This is a genomic window from Mycoplasmopsis phocirhinis (genome assembly GCF_004216495.1).
Lineage (GTDB): Bacteria > Bacillota_I > Bacilli_A > Mycoplasmatales > Metamycoplasmataceae > Mycoplasmopsis > Mycoplasmopsis phocirhinis.
Genome location: NZ_CP034841.1, coordinates 350494 through 368620 on the forward strand (window position 1 = coordinate 350494; position 18127 = coordinate 368620).

At 27.1% G+C, this 18127-nt stretch carries 17 protein-coding genes and 1 tRNA gene; 9 read left to right on the forward strand and 9 right to left on the reverse strand.

All coding sequences use genetic code 4. From position 1 onward, the window contains the following. Positions 1–268: 268 nt before the first annotated feature. Entirely contained in the window at positions 269–1924 is a 1656-nt protein-coding gene (locus EG856_RS01380; RefSeq protein ID WP_130429351.1) for an IS1634 family transposase, read from the reverse strand. A 70-nt stretch (positions 1925–1994) separates the two neighbouring features. Between EG856_RS01380 and EG856_RS01385 the strand changes: the two genes are divergently transcribed. Beyond that, positions 1995–2789, forward strand: coding sequence for a GIY-YIG nuclease family protein (locus EG856_RS01385; RefSeq protein ID WP_130429352.1), 795 nt, complete (start codon positions 1995–1997; stop codon positions 2787–2789). Positions 2790–2791: 2 nt separating this feature from the next. Here the strand turns inward: EG856_RS01385 and EG856_RS01390 are convergent, their stop codons facing one another. The 4 genes from EG856_RS01390 to EG856_RS01405 form a co-directional block, all read right to left on the reverse strand. After that, complete coding sequence (locus EG856_RS01390) at positions 2792–4012, reverse strand: Eco57I restriction-modification methylase domain-containing protein (RefSeq protein ID WP_130429353.1); 1221 nt, start codon at positions 4010–4012, stop codon at positions 2792–2794. A 36-nt stretch (positions 4013–4048) separates the two neighbouring features. After that, positions 4049–5812, reverse strand: coding sequence for a S41 family peptidase (locus EG856_RS01395; protein WP_130429354.1), 1764 nt, complete (start codon positions 5810–5812; stop codon positions 4049–4051). Between the two features lie 47 nt (positions 5813–5859). Next, positions 5860–7974, reverse strand: coding sequence for a S41 family peptidase (locus EG856_RS01400; RefSeq protein WP_130429355.1), 2115 nt, complete (start codon positions 7972–7974; stop codon positions 5860–5862). Between the two features lie 118 nt (positions 7975–8092). Beyond that, positions 8093–9082: an ECF transporter S component gene (locus tag EG856_RS01405; RefSeq protein ID WP_130429356.1), complete on the reverse strand. Its 990-nt coding sequence runs from the start codon at positions 9080–9082 to the stop codon at positions 8093–8095. A 112-nt stretch (positions 9083–9194) separates the two neighbouring features. On the opposite strand from EG856_RS01405, the gene EG856_RS01410 reads away from it, so the two are divergent. Together EG856_RS01410 and EG856_RS01415 are read left to right on the forward strand one after the other, a co-directional pair. Next, positions 9195–10568: a M17 family metallopeptidase gene (locus EG856_RS01410; protein ID WP_408634175.1), complete on the forward strand. Its 1374-nt coding sequence runs from the start codon at positions 9195–9197 to the stop codon at positions 10566–10568. Between the two features lie 173 nt (positions 10569–10741). Further along, positions 10742–11320, forward strand: a complete 579-nt coding sequence (locus EG856_RS01415) for a thymidine kinase (RefSeq protein WP_130429358.1) — start codon at positions 10742–10744, stop codon at positions 11318–11320. A gap of 53 nt (positions 11321–11373) precedes the next feature. Here the strand turns inward: EG856_RS01415 and EG856_RS01420 are convergent, their stop codons facing one another. The 4 genes from EG856_RS01420 to rplM form a co-directional block, all read right to left on the reverse strand. After that, positions 11374–11571 carry a TM2 domain-containing protein gene (locus EG856_RS01420; RefSeq protein ID WP_130429359.1) on the reverse strand — a complete coding sequence of 66 codons (198 nt, stop codon included), beginning with the start codon at positions 11569–11571 and terminating at the stop codon, positions 11374–11376. Positions 11572–11676: 105 nt separating this feature from the next. After that, positions 11677–11753 (reverse strand) — tRNA-Ile (locus EG856_RS01425). A 59-nt stretch (positions 11754–11812) separates the two neighbouring features. After that, positions 11813–12214: a 30S ribosomal protein S9 gene (gene rpsI, locus EG856_RS01430; RefSeq protein WP_130429360.1), complete on the reverse strand. Its 402-nt coding sequence runs from the start codon at positions 12212–12214 to the stop codon at positions 11813–11815. A gap of 1 nt (position 12215) precedes the next feature. Next, positions 12216–12650, reverse strand: a complete 435-nt coding sequence (gene rplM, locus EG856_RS01435) for a 50S ribosomal protein L13 (protein ID WP_130429361.1) — start codon at positions 12648–12650, stop codon at positions 12216–12218. Positions 12651–12845: 195 nt separating this feature from the next. On the opposite strand from rplM, the gene EG856_RS01440 reads away from it, so the two are divergent. From EG856_RS01440 to EG856_RS01465, 6 genes are all read left to right on the forward strand, one after another. Next, the gene (locus EG856_RS01440) at positions 12846–14003 is read left to right on the forward strand and encodes an aminotransferase class V-fold PLP-dependent enzyme (RefSeq protein WP_130429362.1); all 1158 of its coding nucleotides are present in this window, start codon (positions 12846–12848) and stop codon (positions 14001–14003) included. A gap of 25 nt (positions 14004–14028) precedes the next feature. Continuing rightward, positions 14029–14412 carry an iron-sulfur cluster assembly scaffold protein gene (locus tag EG856_RS01445; RefSeq protein ID WP_130429363.1) on the forward strand — a complete coding sequence of 128 codons (384 nt, stop codon included), beginning with the start codon at positions 14029–14031 and terminating at the stop codon, positions 14410–14412. Beyond that, entirely contained in the window at positions 14405–15637 is a 1233-nt protein-coding gene (locus EG856_RS01450) for a Y-family DNA polymerase (protein WP_130429364.1), read from the forward strand. The genes EG856_RS01445 and EG856_RS01450 overlap by 8 nt, the downstream gene beginning before the upstream one ends. A 1-nt stretch (position 15638) precedes the next feature. Further along, positions 15639–16736, forward strand: coding sequence for a nicotinate-nucleotide adenylyltransferase (locus EG856_RS01455; RefSeq protein ID WP_130429365.1), 1098 nt, complete (start codon positions 15639–15641; stop codon positions 16734–16736). 4 nt (positions 16737–16740) lie between these two features. After that, positions 16741–17472, forward strand: coding sequence for a pseudouridine synthase (locus EG856_RS01460; RefSeq protein WP_130429366.1), 732 nt, complete (start codon positions 16741–16743; stop codon positions 17470–17472). A gap of 123 nt (positions 17473–17595) precedes the next feature. Then, positions 17596–18063 carry a hypothetical protein gene (locus tag EG856_RS01465; protein ID WP_130429367.1) on the forward strand — a complete coding sequence of 156 codons (468 nt, stop codon included), beginning with the start codon at positions 17596–17598 and terminating at the stop codon, positions 18061–18063. The last annotated feature ends 64 nt before the right edge of the window (positions 18064–18127 follow it).

Below are 18127 nucleotides of genomic sequence, written 5' to 3' on the forward strand. Positions count from 1 at the left end.
ACTAATATCGCAAAAAAAATCAATTATTTATTATGCTTGATAATTCACTAAAATGTATATTATGTCAATAATTTTATTAATTTTGATGTTTAATTTATACATTTAATATTAACTTTTTGTTCGCAATTCTCCTTATCAATACTGTGCTGTTTTTGCAATTAGAATTATATTGAAATGTAGTTGTATTGGGAATATATTTTCCCGAGTTTCCAAGTTGCAAATTAAAAAATTCCGTAAATACCTCATTTTAAGGTACTTTCGGAATTTTTTATAATTTAATTACATTGTAATTTTTGATTGATTGTTCAATTAATTCATATAACATTGTTTCCTTTTCATTATCAGTATTTTCAATGTTGTATTCGTTAATAATTTTGTTATCAATTAAAATTTGAATTTTTTCGGCATTTTTGATAGCGTCTACATAATTGGAAATTGAATAATTTTTGTCTATTTTTGTTTGTTTTTTAACATATTTATTCAAAATATTTAAACCATACTGTAATAAAACCAATGAAATAAAGCATAAAGTAATATAACCTTCAATATGATTTTCACTCCAAACATACATAGGTCTAATTTTTAAACAATTTTTTAAGTTTCTAAAGTTATTTTCAATTTGTCATTGTTTTTGATATAAATCAACAATATCTAATGGCTTAAGATCTATTCTTGAAGTTTCATACACATAATAACCATCAAATTGTTCATCTTCACTAATTTTTTCTAAATCTAATTGATAATAAGAAGTTGCTCCAATTTTTTTAAAAAATTTATGCTTTTTGGCAGCTATTAAATCTGTTTCAATTACTCTACCATTTTTTTGTTTTTTATTGAAAATTTCAATCAGTTGCATACGATCATTAAAATCTTTTGCTGCTCTTTTTTTACTATGGGTCATTATTTGTCTTCTTTTATGACCGTTGAACCGTTTGTTTTTTCACAGCGACATGAATTCTATTTCTTTATATTTAAAATCTTTGTTTACACGAATATAATCGTTTTGGTTAATTGTGTATTCTTTTCTTTGTTTTGTACTAGATTTCAAACGATAAGAGAGTATGTAATCTATGTTTAAAGATTCTAAAAAGCGTATGTTGCGGTTTGTGCTCATTCCTCTATCCGCGACAATTGTTACATTTTTTATATTATAAATATCCCGTATTTCCAATATAAAAGGTATAAAAGTGTTCATATCAGCAGTATTTCCTTTGAATATTTTGAAATGAAATGGAATTCCATTACAATCAGTAATCATTCCAATTACTATTTGATCTTCTTTAAATTTTCCGTCTTTTGAATAACCAGGATATCTCAATCCTTTTCTCGCAAAACTTTCAAAATATACTGTTGTTGAGTCATATCACAACACTTCAATATCACGGCTAGCATTTGAAGTTAATGAGTTATTTAATTGTTTTAAAATTTCATTTTTATTATTGGTTACATAATCTAAACTATTATAAAAAGTAGATTTTTTGAAGTCATTATTGAAATCATAAAGATGTTTTTGTTGATACATTTTGATCAAACTATCTTGGTTGATGATCCGTGAAGTGATTATATATTTAGCAATATCTAAAAGATTTTTTGATTTGCTTTTTTCACACAATTTGAAAGGGTTGATTTTATCACATAATTCATATAATGCTTTTATACCAAAATTTTGTTTTCGGATTTCTTTTTTAGATTGAGCTAAAACCTCCTTTACTTTTGATAATATCTTTTCTTTATTTCATTCAGTATTTCAATCAGCACACGCAACCTTAAGGGCGTTTATAGGGTCTAGATTTAAAGTTTTTAATGTTTCTAAATTACCTATTCCAATTGATTTTTTATAACCTTTTCCAAATCCAGCCGGTATTGCGACCGAGACATATGTTTTATCTTTTCTTTTTGATTGTGTTATAACCCATTTCTCCATAGTTAAATTATATCATAATTACAATGTAATTTTGTAATTTAAAAAAATTTTTTTATACTTTAGTATAAAGATGGCGAAAAACGCTAAAAAATGACCCCTAACTTGGAAACTCGGGAAAAAATTTAAATTAGAATTATTAAAATTATGCAATAAGTCGTTAATTACAAACGAAAAAGATTTAAATGAGGGTTATATTTATGAATATGAATCAAAAGAAGGTTGAGAGTATAATAATAAACTTTTTGAAATTTTTGGTGGGCAAAACCTAAACGATCGCCCCTTCACAATCGAAGAAATTAAGCAACAACCAAGACTAATTGATTTTAAATTTGCAGGTAAAAATGACTTTATTTATATTTGTGACTTAATCGCATATAAAATGAATGTTAAAACTAACTATGATTGTTCAAAAATACACAATAAACACGAAAGAATAATTCCTGTATCATTTACTAACGAAAATGCTAAAAAAATATTTGAACAGAATTTAGGCATTGCATATTTGCTTACAGCAATTGTTGAAAATAATGAATACATTATTAAAATTGGACAAAGTAAAACAACATTTAAAGACCGTTTGAATTCGTATAATTGCGGAAATGTAAATAATTGACGAACAGCTTCTACAACTAACATAAAAATTTTGCAAAGCATGCTTTCCACGCAGCGAATTTTTAAATTATATATATGCCCATGTGAAGGACCTAAAATTTATACCTTTCACGGTATCAAATCTTCGCCATTAGCAACTCCGATGAGTTTAGCTATAGAGGAAATAATGCTTAACCAGTTTGTGAAACAATTTAAACAAAAACCTCTTGCTAATATTCAAATTAAACCTACAAAAACTAGATCTAAACGTTAATTTTAATATTTAATTTTTGACCTCAATAATTTTAAAACTTGTAATTCTTTATCGTTAAATTTAGGTTGGTCAAAAATAATATGTTTTAAAACTTTAACACAATTAAAATTACCATAACGCGTTATATGAATTAATACCTTAATATAATCCTCCTTTAGATGAGGTAAAAAATCTTGAGCTTGTTTTTGAGTATCAAAAGCCATATAACCAACTGATTGAGTGGTGTTTTTATGATGTTCGATAAAAGGAATAAAATAAGTTGAGAGTGGAAAAATTATAATTCATTTTTCATATATATCTTGTTTGATATTCGCATATCTAGTTTTTCTTACAGTGTGAATTGTTTCATACTTAAAAATATTGTCTTTATTATCGCTTAAATTATTCTTTTTTGTGTAGTTGTGTAAATCACAACGATACTTGAACAAATTTCTTTGCTCACTGAAAGATTTTTGAATGATTGATATAATTTCTTGCGATAAATAAAGTGGTATAAAAGGTAAATTTTTGGGAATTTTAACGATTTGTTCATCTTTAATCAAAAAATTGTTTTTGACAAGCGTGAATTGAGGTATTTTAGTTTTTTTTCAAATTAAAATAGTAAATGAGGAACCAACTGTCGGAAAATATTTTTTGCAATCGTTATCAATAACAACAAACTCTCCCTCAGCAAGCAACTTTTTTAAAGTTGTATTATTATTGTTAAAAGACATTCAATTATTGGGAGTTATAAAACATATATAACCTTCATTATTCAAACTATCAATTGAAGCCTCAATAAATTTATTCGAAAGTGATTGATTTTTGTTACCACCTCCTGAATAAGGGGGGTTAGCCATTATTAAATCAAATTTAGCACCAGAGTTAAAAATTTTAAATGCATCGTCGTTTGAAATATGTTTAGGATTCAATAATTTTTGACATTTCTGAAATCTTGCTCGATCTAACTCATTAAAATAAATGTTATTTAAATAAGTTTTAGTTTGACAATACGCACCGAAATTACCATAGCCACAACACGGGTCTAAAACTTTAATATTTTTATTTTTTCAAAAGTCTTCAGGGATGTAATCGAGCATACGTTTAACACACTCCATAGGTGTTGGAATATCGTCACGATTGCTTACTTGCGTGGTATGATTTAAATTGTTAAACAAATCAAATAATAAAGTCAGTGAATCAGTCTGACGACTAATTGTTTTATTAATTAATAAATCTTTCATTCACTTCCTTCCACATATTAATTTAATAAATATATTTTAATTTATGTTTTCAATTCCATTAATAAATTTAGATAATTTTTCTAAATCATAAAAATCATCATATGGGTATAAATAATCTGGTTCAACACCAAATTCACTTATAGGTAAATCTTCAACGGTATTGACATTATCGCTAGCAGCTGAATAGGCTATTGGGCCAGAAATATCTACGTTAGTACCATCTGGTAAAACAGTAGGTAAAACAGCAAACATACCACCTCCGCTTTTTTGGCCAATTATTTTAGCAATCCCGGTTTGTTTAACTACATGCGCAAATAAATTAGCAGCACTAAATGTATTAATTCCGGTTAAAAGATATCAATTATATTCGTCATAACCATCTTTATTGTTATATTTATTGTCTGAATTAGTATCAACACCTATTTTTAAATCGACATATGCTTTAGTTATTCTATCTTGAATAAATACATTAAATGGTTTTTTAGTTAAAAAACCTACAACTTTTTCTAAAGCAGCTGAACTACCACCACCATTTTGTGAAATATCTATCACAATACTTTTAACTTTATTTTGGGGATCAAGTCGTTTTATTTTAGCAATAGCTGCTTTCATTAACTCATATGAATCATATAAATATGGTTGTTTACTATTGATTTCTTCTTTACTTCCTGATAAAAATGCATCTAATTTAATTCGAGCAATATTCCCTTCGATTACAGCACTATTTTTTTGTTTTTCCAAAGCTCTTAAATCTTGCAGTTTAGTTAATGTTTTTTCGTAATCAGCATATTTACTCGATAATTGGCGTGAGTCTGATTTATTAACATTATCATTTGTTGGAGCTAAATAACCTTCTGTGATTATTCTTGAATGTAATTCGTTTAAATAAACATATCATAATTGTTCGTACGCATTTGAGTAAGTTGAATAATTTTGATCAATAATTTTGTCATATAAGCCAGTAATATGCGTAAATTCGTTAAAATCACTTGAATTATGTCTTTTATATAATTCGTTTGATAAACCATAAAAATTATCAAATAATAAGGCTAAAAAATTATAATTATTTAAACGCTGCTCACTTGTTGAAGTTCAATTGGCATCTCTATAAAATTTTACATATTTAGGATGGGCAAATGAGTGTGAATTTTCGTAATCATAACCTAATAAAGAAGTGCCATTGTATTGTAAATTGTAATAATTTTGTGACATAAACAATAAGTTAAATAAACTTAAAGGCATATAAATATTTTTATCTTGAGTATATATTGGCATATCGTATTTTTTTAAATTCAATGTTGGCAACAATTCATCTTTAGAGCGCAATGATTTAAATGTAGTATCTAAAAAATGTAAATATTGGTTGTAATTGTGTGTAAGAGAAGATTTGGATAAATCAAAAGCTTGCGAATCTGTAAAAACTAATTTATCATCTGTAGTTGAAAATTCGACAACATCACCGTTATTTTTTTGAATTATAGCTTTAGCATCAACAACATCAATTTTTGAAAGTTTTTTTAAATCAAAAAAACCATTTAATTTTTTGAATATTTCATTGACGTTAATATAAATATTTTTATTAGTTTTATTTTCAAAAATATTTATATTTTGATTTTTTATCAGATATTCGCGACTTAAATTATTAAAATTAACATTAGCCAATAATGTTAATTCATTTGGAATTTGCTCTGTGACATAGATTTTTTTATCACTTGAACTAAAACAACTAGTTAAAGAAATAGTTGGTAATGTAACGGCAGTTATAAGAGGTATAAATTTAGATTTTAATTTGAATTTCATAATAGAATTTTAAAACAAAAAATCAATAACGACATTAATAAAATGCATTATTGATTTTTTCTTAATTTGTTTAAAATATCATGATCAGCAAAATTTTCATAATCAACCAAATAATCTACTTCCACACCATCTTCGGTGTATGGTAAATCTTCAAGTGAATTTATTGTTTTATTAGCAATACCGGTTCAGCCATTTACACTAGAAATATCAACATTTGTGCCATCTGGTAAAACAGTTGGCAACACCGAAAACATCCCACCTCCACTTTTTTGGCCAATAATCGTGGCTAAATTCAATTCTTTAGCTGCGTGAGTTAAAAGATTGGCGGCGCTAAATGTATTAATTCCAACTAAAATATATCATTTGTAATTGGTGTAGCCATCTCTAGAATCTACCACACCATCGCCATTAGTATCAACTTTATAACTAATTTCATTATATTCGCCTGTTTGGCGATTTTGAATTAATAAATTTAAATTTTTATTGCTCAAAAAACCTAAAACCTTTTGTAAGGCATCCGTACTACCACCACCATTTAATGAGATATCTAAAATAATATTTTTTACTCTACCTTGTGGGTCGTCTTGTCTAATACGTTCAAGCGCCGCACGCATTTTTAAATATGTATCAAATCTTCAAGGATCTGGTAATTGTTTTTGTTCTTCGGTTGCCGAAACAAATTCATCAAGAACAATGCGGGCTGTATCGCCGTGAACATGAGTAATTTTATTGTTTAGATTATAAATTCCATTTCTATCGCGAGTAATTGAATTTTCACGATATGAAACTAGTTCATCGTTTTTTGATGAATGTTGTTCGCTTTTGGCGCTTAATTCACGACCTTTAAAATTGAAATAATCAACAATGCTAGCCGAATAAACATCATAATATGATTTTGAAATCAATCTTGAATGTAAATCATCTAAATATTTATATCAAAGTCACTGGTATGCTTCTCTAAAAACATTTACGTTAGTACTTAATATTTTTTGTTTTAAATTAGTTTTAAGGGCAAATTGATCGAAATTTTCAACATTATTTTTTTCATAAAAGCGTTTAGCTAAACCATAATAGTGATCAAATAATAAAGCTAAAAAATTATAATTATTGATACGGCTTTGTGTTGAAGGTCTATGAAGATTAGTTGATCGATAAAATTTATATAATAAATTAGGATTAGAACGACTAGTACTATAACTTGCTCCTACAAAACTTTCATTATTGAAATACAAGTTATAATATGAACCGCTCAAAAACATTAAATTAAACACTGAAACTGGTAAATAAACATTTCCGTTATCAACAATTACATCAATATTATATTTAGCCAAGTTAATAGTAGTATTTGGGTTGGTTTTGTGTTTTCTTATTCTTGATTGTTTAATTGAAGAATCTGTAAAACTATTGCCACGCAACGGTGTAATATCAAATGAATCTTGTGAATCAAAAGTTACTGTATCAAATTCTTCGTCAAATTCTAAAACATTAGTATTGTTTATTTTAAATGAAACTTTTTTTGGTGTTTGGCTTTGAATTTTAAAAATTCTTGAACTATTATTGGTTATTATTTTATTAACAATATTATTGACATTGATGTAATAATCATCGTTTTCAAGGTGTTTATAGGTATCAAAAAAAATAGTTGGATTTGAAGTTGAGTCCAAATCTTTAAATTGTTTTTTACCATTATCTAATAGTTTTGTTTGAACGGTTTCGTCAATATATTTGGTTTCAACAATTGGCTGCGAATTTGAAGGTTGGGAATTGTTTGTATTGATTGAACCATTTTTCTTATCAGTGTTTGTAGTTTGTTGTTTATCGTCAATATTAGTGTTTTGATTCTGTTTATTTTGCTCATTTTCAACAAGAGGAGTTAATGTTGGTTCATTTGGATTTTCTTGTTTAATAGCTGGCTTAAGTGTTTGAGTTTCATCCTTATTGGTATCAACAATATTTATTTGCGTATTAGAATTTACATTATTATCATTTTTTTGATTAATATCACTGTCATTTATATCAGTTTTATCAGTATTATTTGGTTTTTTTTGTTCTTGATCAGGAAACTTATTTATATTAAAATTAAAACAAGATGCAGCTAAAAACGGTGTCGCTGTAACTGATGTTAATGTAAGAATTCAGCTAATGTTTTTGTATTTTTTCATTATTTAATTATAATACTTTATTATTAAAAATAATGTTTAATTTTTTTTAAAATTTAACATTAACTTATTTAGCAAGATTGATACTATTTTGTTTTAAATTAAAAACAAATAAAAGCATTTAATAAGAGATGCTATGATTTTTATAAATAAGTGGAGAAATAATTTTATATGTAAAGAAAATAATAAACATATTTCCTCATATTTTGACTGGGCTAAGAATTATATGTTGGAACATATAAACAAAAATAGACGAAGAAGTTCCTGAACCAATTGATTGTTTTTCGGCTAAAGCTAAAATTGGAACATTGAATAACTCTATTAAAGCAGAAAATACAACTATTGGAACAATAATTAAATATAAAGTAGATTTTAATTTAAATCTAGTAATAAAAATAAATAATATCATCGCAAAATAACCTGATAACATTAAAAATAATAAGGCTCAACGATTAGGTATTATTCCGTTTCTAATTGTTTGATCACTTACTCTAAAGCCAATTAAATAAATAACTATCATCGAAACTATAGCCAAAATAGATAAGCAAACGGCCATATTTATGTTTAGAAGTTTAGAACTATATTTTTTTGAAACTCCACATTGATTTAGTTGTAAATATAATTTAATAATACGATTTTCTAATGTCTTTATTTTTTTATCATTTTTGTTTGGTTGTAATTGAAGTTTTTCAATTTTTTTAAAAATTGATTGAATAGTTTCTTGAATCAAACTATGTTGAAAAGGTCCACCAAACATAAATCTTATCAATCTGACAAACAATCAGCCAATTATACCTGGAATAACACCATCCAACACAGCTGCTAGTAAAAATAAGGGATTAAAGTAAGTCGGCACAAACATAAATGAAATCAAATCAGCAGCAGCGCCTACAAAAGCACCGACAAAAGGCCCAAAAATAAAACCAGTAATTTTTATTGGCAAGCCAATAATACTAATTTTATATGAAGGCAAAGAAATCAAAGGCATTAGTTGAAAGACAATCAAAAAAAAGGCAACTGAAATTGCAATTAAAATTCCAATGAAAGTAATTTTACGAATCGACCAACGCGAAAATGCTTTAAAATCTTTATCGCTTTCATAATTTTGCATAAAATAATTATACATTTTATCGTTAACATTAACAAAAAAATGAAACAATAAAATCAATATTTATATATGTAAATTTAAGTGCTAAAATATTGTTACTTATAAGTAAAGGAGAATTATGTTATTTGAAAAAATAAATCAAAATCGTAATGAAGATGTCTTATTGAAAGCCGTCTTCAAAGAAGACCAAAAAATAGAACATTTAATTGAAAAAAGCCAAGTTATCACTGAATTTTTGCACAATAACGAAGCATATGTTTATTTAGATAAAAAAGATAAATTAACATTCAATACTTTAGTTAAATTTTTTGCTAAATTATCAACAACATTATCACGCAACTATCAATTTGATGTAGATTCATTTACCACAAAAAATTTAGATGCTGCTCAAGTTATGGAAGCATTTATCCGTGGACAATATTTTGAAAATGCTAAATTATTTAACCTAAAATCAAACCAAAAAGAAAACAAATTAACTTTAGAGCCATATAAAAAAGATGTTGAACCAGAATTAGAAACCAAAATTGCTAAAGCTTTAATTTTAGCTAAAGCAACAAATTATGCTCGTAATTTACAAGTTACACCTCCTAATGTTTTAAATTCGGAAGTTTTAGCCCAAAAAATTGTTGATGATTTTAAAGAGTACAAAAATTTAGATGTTAAAGTTTTAAATAAAAAACAAATAGAAGAATTAGGTATGGGCTTATTATTATCAGTTAATCGCGGTTCAATGTATGAGGCTCGTGTAGTTGTTATTGAATATAATGGCGATCCTCAATCACAACAAAAAACAGTTTTAGTTGGTAAAGGAATAACATTCGATTCGGGTGGGTATTCATTAAAACCTTCACGCTCAATGTTGGGAATGAAATACGATATGTCTGGTTCAGTTGTGGTTGCTTCAGCGCTTAAAGCAATTGCTCAACTGAAACCAAAAGCAAATTTTGCTGCTGTTATGGCTATTACTGATAATAGAGTTAATGGCGATGCATCATTACCTGATTCAGTGTGAAAATCAATGAATGGTAAAAGTGTTGAAATTAATAATACCGATGCTGAAGGTCGTTTAGTATTAGCTGATGCAATTACATACGCAGTAAGAAATTTAAAGGCCACTCGTGTTATTGATGTGGCTACTTTAACTGGTGCTATTGTGGTGGCGTTGGGTCACACTTATTCAGGTGTATGAGCTACTAGTGATCAAGCATGACAACAACTTTCACAAGCAGCTCAAAACGCAAATGAATTAGTTTGAAGAATGCCTTTTGATGAAGCGTTTGCTCAAAATATTAAAAAATCTGTAGTTGCTGATTTAAAAAATACAGATTTATCAGGTAATGCTGGTTCATGTTCAGCGGCGATGTTTTTAAAAGAATTTACCGAAGATGTTGAATATATTCACATTGATATTGCTGGAACTGCTGATATAAATGAAATACCACAAGCACCTATGGTCAAAACATTAACTGAATTAGCTCTATTAAAATAAAAAATTCTCGCATTTGCGAGATTTTTAAATATTTTTTTTGTTAGAAAATAATTAAATTTTACTTTTACAATCCAATTATTGCCGTTTAAACTTTAAAATAAGGCTTTTATAATTATGTAAAGAAAAATCGCATATCTAACAAATTTTAAATTAGTTTTTTTATAATAATAGACATGAATAGAGGAAATATAAAAGGGTGATTAGAAGTAATTACTGGACCAATGTTTTCAGGTAAAACTGAAGAATTATTAAAACGTATAAATACATTAAAATGAGCTGAAGTTAACACATTAGTGATTAAACCTTCTTTCGATAATCGTTTTAGCGAAAGTGAGTTAGTTTCGCGCACAGGAGCTCGCTTGAATTCACAAAATGTAAGCAATTCAAAAGAAATATTAAAATTATGAAATAAAAATTATCAAGCCGTGGCAATTGATGAAATGAATTTTTTTGATGAAGATTTTCCACAAGTAATTGAAGAATTATTGAAAAATAATGTCAATGTTCTTGTTTCCGGTTTGGATTTAGATTTTTTAAGAAAACCATTTGGTATCGCTCCTCACATAATTGCAATTGCTGATGAGGTGTGTAAATTAAAGGCAGTATGCGTTAAATGTAAAGCACCAGCAGGTTTTTCATTTCGCAAAATTAAATCACAAGATTTAAATGTTTTAGGAGACGCAGAATACGAAGCACGCTGTCGTATTTGCCATATGGAAGGAGAAAAGGCCAAATTAAATAACATTAATTAGCAACAAAAAAACAAGAAAATACTTACTAAGTATTTTCTTGTTTTTTGTTAATATTAAATTCTCTCTAAACGAGCGTCTCTTTGAAGTCCGAAAATTGCGAAGAAAATATCAACAACATACATAATTCCAAATAAACCACCTGTAAATAATTTTAATAAACCTAAACCTCAACGACCGGCATAAAATCTATCTATACCTAAATAACCGAAAAAGATTGATAATAAAATTAATAAAAATCTGCTTTTTTTCATATTTTCCTTTCAAATTTTGTATATTCTTTTAATATTATAATTTTTTTTTTTTTTTTTTACGAAACGAAAAAAGTAGCATACGCTACTTTGGTCAAATAAATGATATGGTGCGAACGAATGGACTTGAACCATCGACCTCACGATTATCAGTCGTGTGCTCTAACCAGCTGAGCTACGCTCGCATAATTGCTGCGGTGTTATTATACCACAGCATTAATGAATATAAAATAAAAAATTAAAATTAACGTTTTGAGAATTGACGTGAACGACGTGCTTTACGTAAACCTGGTTTTTTACGTTCTTTAACACGCGCATCACGAGTTAACATTCCTTGTGGTTTTAATTTAGCTATATATGAATCGCTAGCTAATAATAAAGCGCGAGCAATACCTAAACGAATAGCACCTGCTTGGCCACTTAAACCACCTCCTCGAACATTAACTGAAATATCAAATTTACCTTTTGTTTCAGTTAAAACTAATGGTTGTGAAGCATCTTGTAAAAATAAATCTGAAGATAAATATTCTCTAGCATCTCGCTTATTAATTGTAAATTTACCTTCTCCTGGTTTTAAAACAACACGTGCCGTTGAACTTTTACGACGTCCTAAACCACGATATTCAATAACTGTTTTTTGTGCCATATTATTTTACCTCTAAACTTTCTGGTTTTTGTGCTTGATGTTTATGTTCTGGGCCAGCAACAACAAAAAGATTTTTAATTTGTTTATTACCTAATTTTGTGTGTGGTAACATACCTGCAATTGCTTTTTGAACAAGAGCAGTTGGTTTTTTAACTCTTAATTTAGCAGCGCTAATACTTTTTAAACCACCAGGATAGCCGGTGTGGTGGTAATAAATTTTATCATTTTCTTTATTTGCTATTAAAACTACTTTTTCAGCATTAACAACAATTACATAATCACCCATATCTGCATTAGGGGTAAAAGTTGGTTTATTTTTTCCTCTTAAAACCGAGGCAACAGTTGCTGCTAGACGTCCTAAAACTTGACCTTCAGCATCAACAACGTATCATTTTTTGTTTGCGTTTTGTTTATTAACAATTGTTGTTTGTCTCATTGATTCTCCTCATAATTTTGGCATTGCCATTCAATTCGTTAACGGGATAATTTTTTACTGGATATTTTCTCGTCGAACCGAGCATAACAAACATCATGACACAATGATGTCCGATATAATTAAAAATATACATTAAAATTTTAAAAGCAAAAGCAATTTTATTTAAAAAATTAAAACTACAATAAAATATTAAGTATGAAAAGTTTAAAACCTTATTTTAAGATGTCTAAAAATATCACTTATCTAGATAGCGCAGCCCTTGTTTTAAAACCAAATTCAGCAATTAAAGCAAATAACAATTTTTATACAAAATATTCAGTAAGCACAAGAACAAGCAATGCTCCGTTAGGTATAAAAAATACTCAAATCATTAATAATTTACGTCAAAAAATCGCCTTACTTTTAAACACAAATTTAGAACAAAGTTCAATAATTTTTACTTCAGGTACTACTCAATCTTTAAATATTTTTGCTAAAATGATCCAAAATAATATTACCTGTGATGATGAAATTTTAATTTCTCCATATAATCATTCCTCTAATTTTATTCCTTGAATTGAAGTGGCTAAAAAAACAAAGGCAAAATTAGTTGTAAAAGAAAATTTATTAGATTATATTAATCCTAAAACTAAAATTATCGCTTTAAGTCAAGTTACAAATAACTTTAATATTACACATAATTTAGAACAAATTTTTCAAAAAGCTCAATCAGTAGGCGCCTATGTGATTAACGATGCGGCTCAGGCCATAATTTATGAAAATGTTAGCATGCTAAAATCTCATATAATTGCTTTTAGCGCAAACAAATTTTACGGACCCACTGGTTTAGGAGTTCTTGCAATTAATAATGATTTGTTAAAGCGATTACAACCAGTTGATTTTGGTGGTGGTTCAGTAATAAATATTGATGTAAATAATAATTGAACACAAATCCCAACAATAGATTTATATGAACCTGGAACTATTAATTTAGCAGGTATATATATGTTCAACGCAGCAATAGATTTTTTTAATAATTATATAGGTTACAAAAATACTAATAAAATTTTGAAAACTTTAGCAAATTATGCATACAAAAAACTTAACACAATTAATAATATTGAAATATACTCATCAGTAGATGACCATATAATTTTATTTAATATTAAGGGTTATGATTCACACGATATTGCCCATTATTTAGGTCAACACAATATTTATGTACGTTCAGGTTTATTTTGTGCCCACTATTTACGAAATATAAAAAACGTAAATTCTTATGTGCGTGTTTCACTGGGAGTATATAATACAAAAAATGACATCAACAAATTAGTTGAGGCACTAAAAAAAGGAGGTGATTTCCTTGTCATATAGTCAAAATAAAAAACGAGAAATTATAATGTCACATTATACTCAACCCCGTTATAAAAAAAATTTAGCAGGTGAAAAATTTATTAAATATGGACAAACATGTGCAGATTATTTAGAATTCAAATATACACTGGATGAAAATAAAATTATAAACTTACATTTTGACGCTAAAGGTTGTGCTTTTATGATTGCTTCGACAGATTTATTAATAGAACATTTTATTGGTAAAAATAAAGAACAAATATTGAATTTTATTGATAAATACGAAAATTTCATTAAAAATGGCGGCAATGAACAATTAGAAAATGAACTGGGTAAATTGGCGATATTTAAAAATGTTAACGAACACCCAAATAGATACTTTTGTGCTACATTATTTTCAAGTGCTATTAAAGAGAAATTAAATGAATAATATAATTTTTCATATTGATTTTGATTCATATTTTGCGAGTGCTCACCGAGTTTTAAATCCCCAATATGAAAATAAACCAATTGCTATTGCTGACAATAAAAAAAGGTCAATTGCTTGTTCAGTTAGTTATGAACTAAAAAACAAAGGAGCCAAAAGTGGTTGACCCAATTATAAAATTTTGCAAGTGGAGCCACGAACTATTTTTATTAAGCCAGATTTTAATTTATATGTAAAATTATCTACAAAAATTTTTGAATATTTAGCCCAAAATTATACAAAAAAGATTGAAGTTTATTCAATAGATGAGTGTTGAATGGATGTTAGTGATATTACTAATCTTAACGACGCCGAACAATTGGCACTCAAAATTCAACAACAAATAAAACAAAAATTTAGAATACCTATCTCCATAGGAATTTCATTTAATAAATTTATTGCTAAATTGTCTACAAATCTTGCTAAACCTTTTGGTGTTTTATTAACAAAATTTAGTGATATTAAAAATCGTATTTGACCTTTGGATATAGAAGAGTATTTTGGCATTGGAAAATCAACTGCGACAAAATTAAGAAATGTCGGAATAAATACAATCGGTAAATTAGCGGCAAGAAATAAATATGATCATGATTTATATGAAATTTTTAAATCGCAAACATCAGTATTCATTGAAGAAGCAAAGGGTAATGGTAAAATTGGTTTAAATTATGCCCGTAATGAATTAAAATCAATTGGAAATGAACTGACTTTTCTTTCTATTGATTTAGATGATAGAACAGAATTGTTAAAAATTTTATATCAGTTGAGTTTGAAAGTTTCAACAAGAGCAATAAATCGTAATATGTTAGGTTATTCAGTAACTGTATCATTAAGAAGTATAGAAAAGGTATGAAGGCGCAAACAATTAACACTTAAACACCCAATAAATGCCGCAGATGAAATTTACAAAAACGGCACTAATTTATTTAATCAACTTTTTAAAGAACAAATGATAAGGGGAATTGGTATCAAACTTTCTCAACTTGTTAATGAATTTGATATTGGTAAACCCCAAAGTCTTTTTGAAGACCAAAAAACTCCTGATACAAACAAACTAAAAATTTTAGTTGATGATTTAAACAAAAAAATTAGAAAAAAAGTTCTAAAAACCGGAATCGAGTTTGAAAAAGATAAAGTCAAAGAAAATGTCCAAAATCGTTATTTAAAAAATGATAGAGAGGAAAATTAATATGAAAATAGGTTTATATGGAGGTAGCTTCAATCCAATACATAATGGTCATATAGAAATAGCTAAATTTGCCTATGAAAAATTAAATTTAGATAAATTAATATTTATTCCAGCAGCAACTAACCCCTTTAAGAAAAAACAAAAAAATGCGCCAGATAATCATCGCCAAAAAATGATTGAACTTGCACTTGAAAATTGCTCTCAAAATTTTGAAATAAGTTTATTTGAATTAAAAAAAGGTGGTTTAAGTTATACATATCAAACAATTAGATATTTTGCTCATAAATATTCTAATGATCAACTTTATTTTATTATAGGTTCAGATTCTTTGCCAAGTTTACATAAGTGAGAGTATATAGAAGAAATCACTAAAACTGCCCAATTTATTGTGTTTAAAAGAGATAAAAATATAGATAAAAAAAATATAAAAAAATTCAATATTATTCAGTTAAATAATCCAATTTATGTAGAATCTTCAACTAAAATCCGCCAAGGTGTTTTAGACTTTACACCCCAAAAAGTTAATGAGTATATTGGTCAAAATAAATTATATGCTCATGAAATTGTACATTCAACCTTGAGTGCTAAAAGAGCAAAACATTCTGTAGCAGCAGCTGAGTTTGCGGCTAAATTAGCCAAAGCTAACGGCCTTAAATATAACCAAGGTTATTATGCTGGTTTATTTCATGATATTTGTAAAGAAGTTGAAGAAAATTCAATGAGAGAATTTATTAGTTCTTTTGGCTTAAACGGTTTTGACACACACGAATTTCCTTGGCATAAATTACACCAAATCAGTGGTGCACTTTGAGTGAAAAACATCTATAAAATAAACGACAATGATATAGTTAAAGCAATTGCGTGTCATACAACTTTAAAATTAGAGCAATTAAGTACGCTAGATAAAATTCTTTTTATTGCGGATAAAATTTGTGATGGTCGAGCCTTTACAGGTGTACAAAAATTGCGCAAATTAGCTTTAGAAAATTTAGATGAAGGTTTTAGAGAAGTAGTGCGAGTGAATTATCAATATAATATTGAAAAAGGTGTTAAATTTAGTGATGAAGCAAACAAAATTTATCAAAAATATTTAGGTTAAAATTATGCAAAAACAAAAATTACAAAAATTTATAGCTCATAGTGGTTTTGCAAGTCGGCGTCAAGCTGAAAAATTAATCGCCGAAAAAAAAGTATTAGTCAATGGTAATATAGCTAAAATCGGCGATTGAGTTTCAATAAACGATATTATTAAAATCAATAATAAACAAATAATTAAAAAAGAAGATAAGTTAGTTTATTATGTTTTAAATAAACCAACTAAAACAATTTCTAGTGTTAAAGATCAATTTAATAGACAAAACGTAATCAATTTAGTTCCTAATGACATCCGTGTTGTACCTGTTGGTAGATTGGACTATAATACCACCGGAGTAATGATTTTAACTAACGATTTTGAATTAGTTAATAAACTTACACACCCAAAATATGAAATTCCTAGAACATATAGGGCTAGAATAAATGAACCACTAACTTATAAAGAGTTTATGCTTTTAAATAAAGGGGTGAATGTCAATGGTAAAATTTCACACCAAATAGTAGATCAAGTCGAGAACAAAAGTTACATGATAACTTTACATGTTGGTTCCTATCATCATGTTAAAAAATTATTTGAATCAGTTAACAAAAAAGTTATCAATTTAAAAAGAGTTTCATACGCGAATATCAATGTCCAAAAAATGCCCGAAGGAACATATCGTAATTTAACAAACAAAGAAATTAAAGATTTAAAAAATATTATTAGAATACAAGAGCAAAAATTAACAACAAAACAATAACCATAATTTTGTTGTTAATTAAATTTAAAGGTTTTGCCTAATCTATACCACCTTTATTTGATGTTATATAAAAAGCGGAGTAAAATCAAGACTAAAAAAGAGAAAATTTTAAGATCGTGAATATTGGTAGAACAAATATCAGAAGGAAATTTTGACGAAAATAAAACCGAAATATTTGATTCTAGATTGGAGCAAAATTTATACGATTTTTTAAATCAAAAAATAACTCAAAAAAATAAACCTAAAGCTGGTGTTGCTATAATGTTTAATGTTTTTGATTCAAATAAAATTATTGATATTTTTAAAAAAATATTCCACATTGACAATCTTGACGAAGAAATTCAAACTAATAAAAGATTCTCTTTTGCCTTATATTTTGACAAAGATTTAAATTTAATTAACGAGTTAACCTTTTTTACTATCAGTGGCTATATTTTAGATAAAGAGATAATTCCAAAACAAGATAAATTTTTAGAATATGAAAAAGAAAATAAACAATTAATTAAGCAAATTTTTACAAATGAACAAAATTTACATCCTCGTTTTTTCTTTAATAAAGCATTTACTGAAATACTAAAATATTTGACATAAATAAAAAAATAGAAAACAATAATAAATATAAAATTTTAATACTGGATAATATAGAAAATCAAGT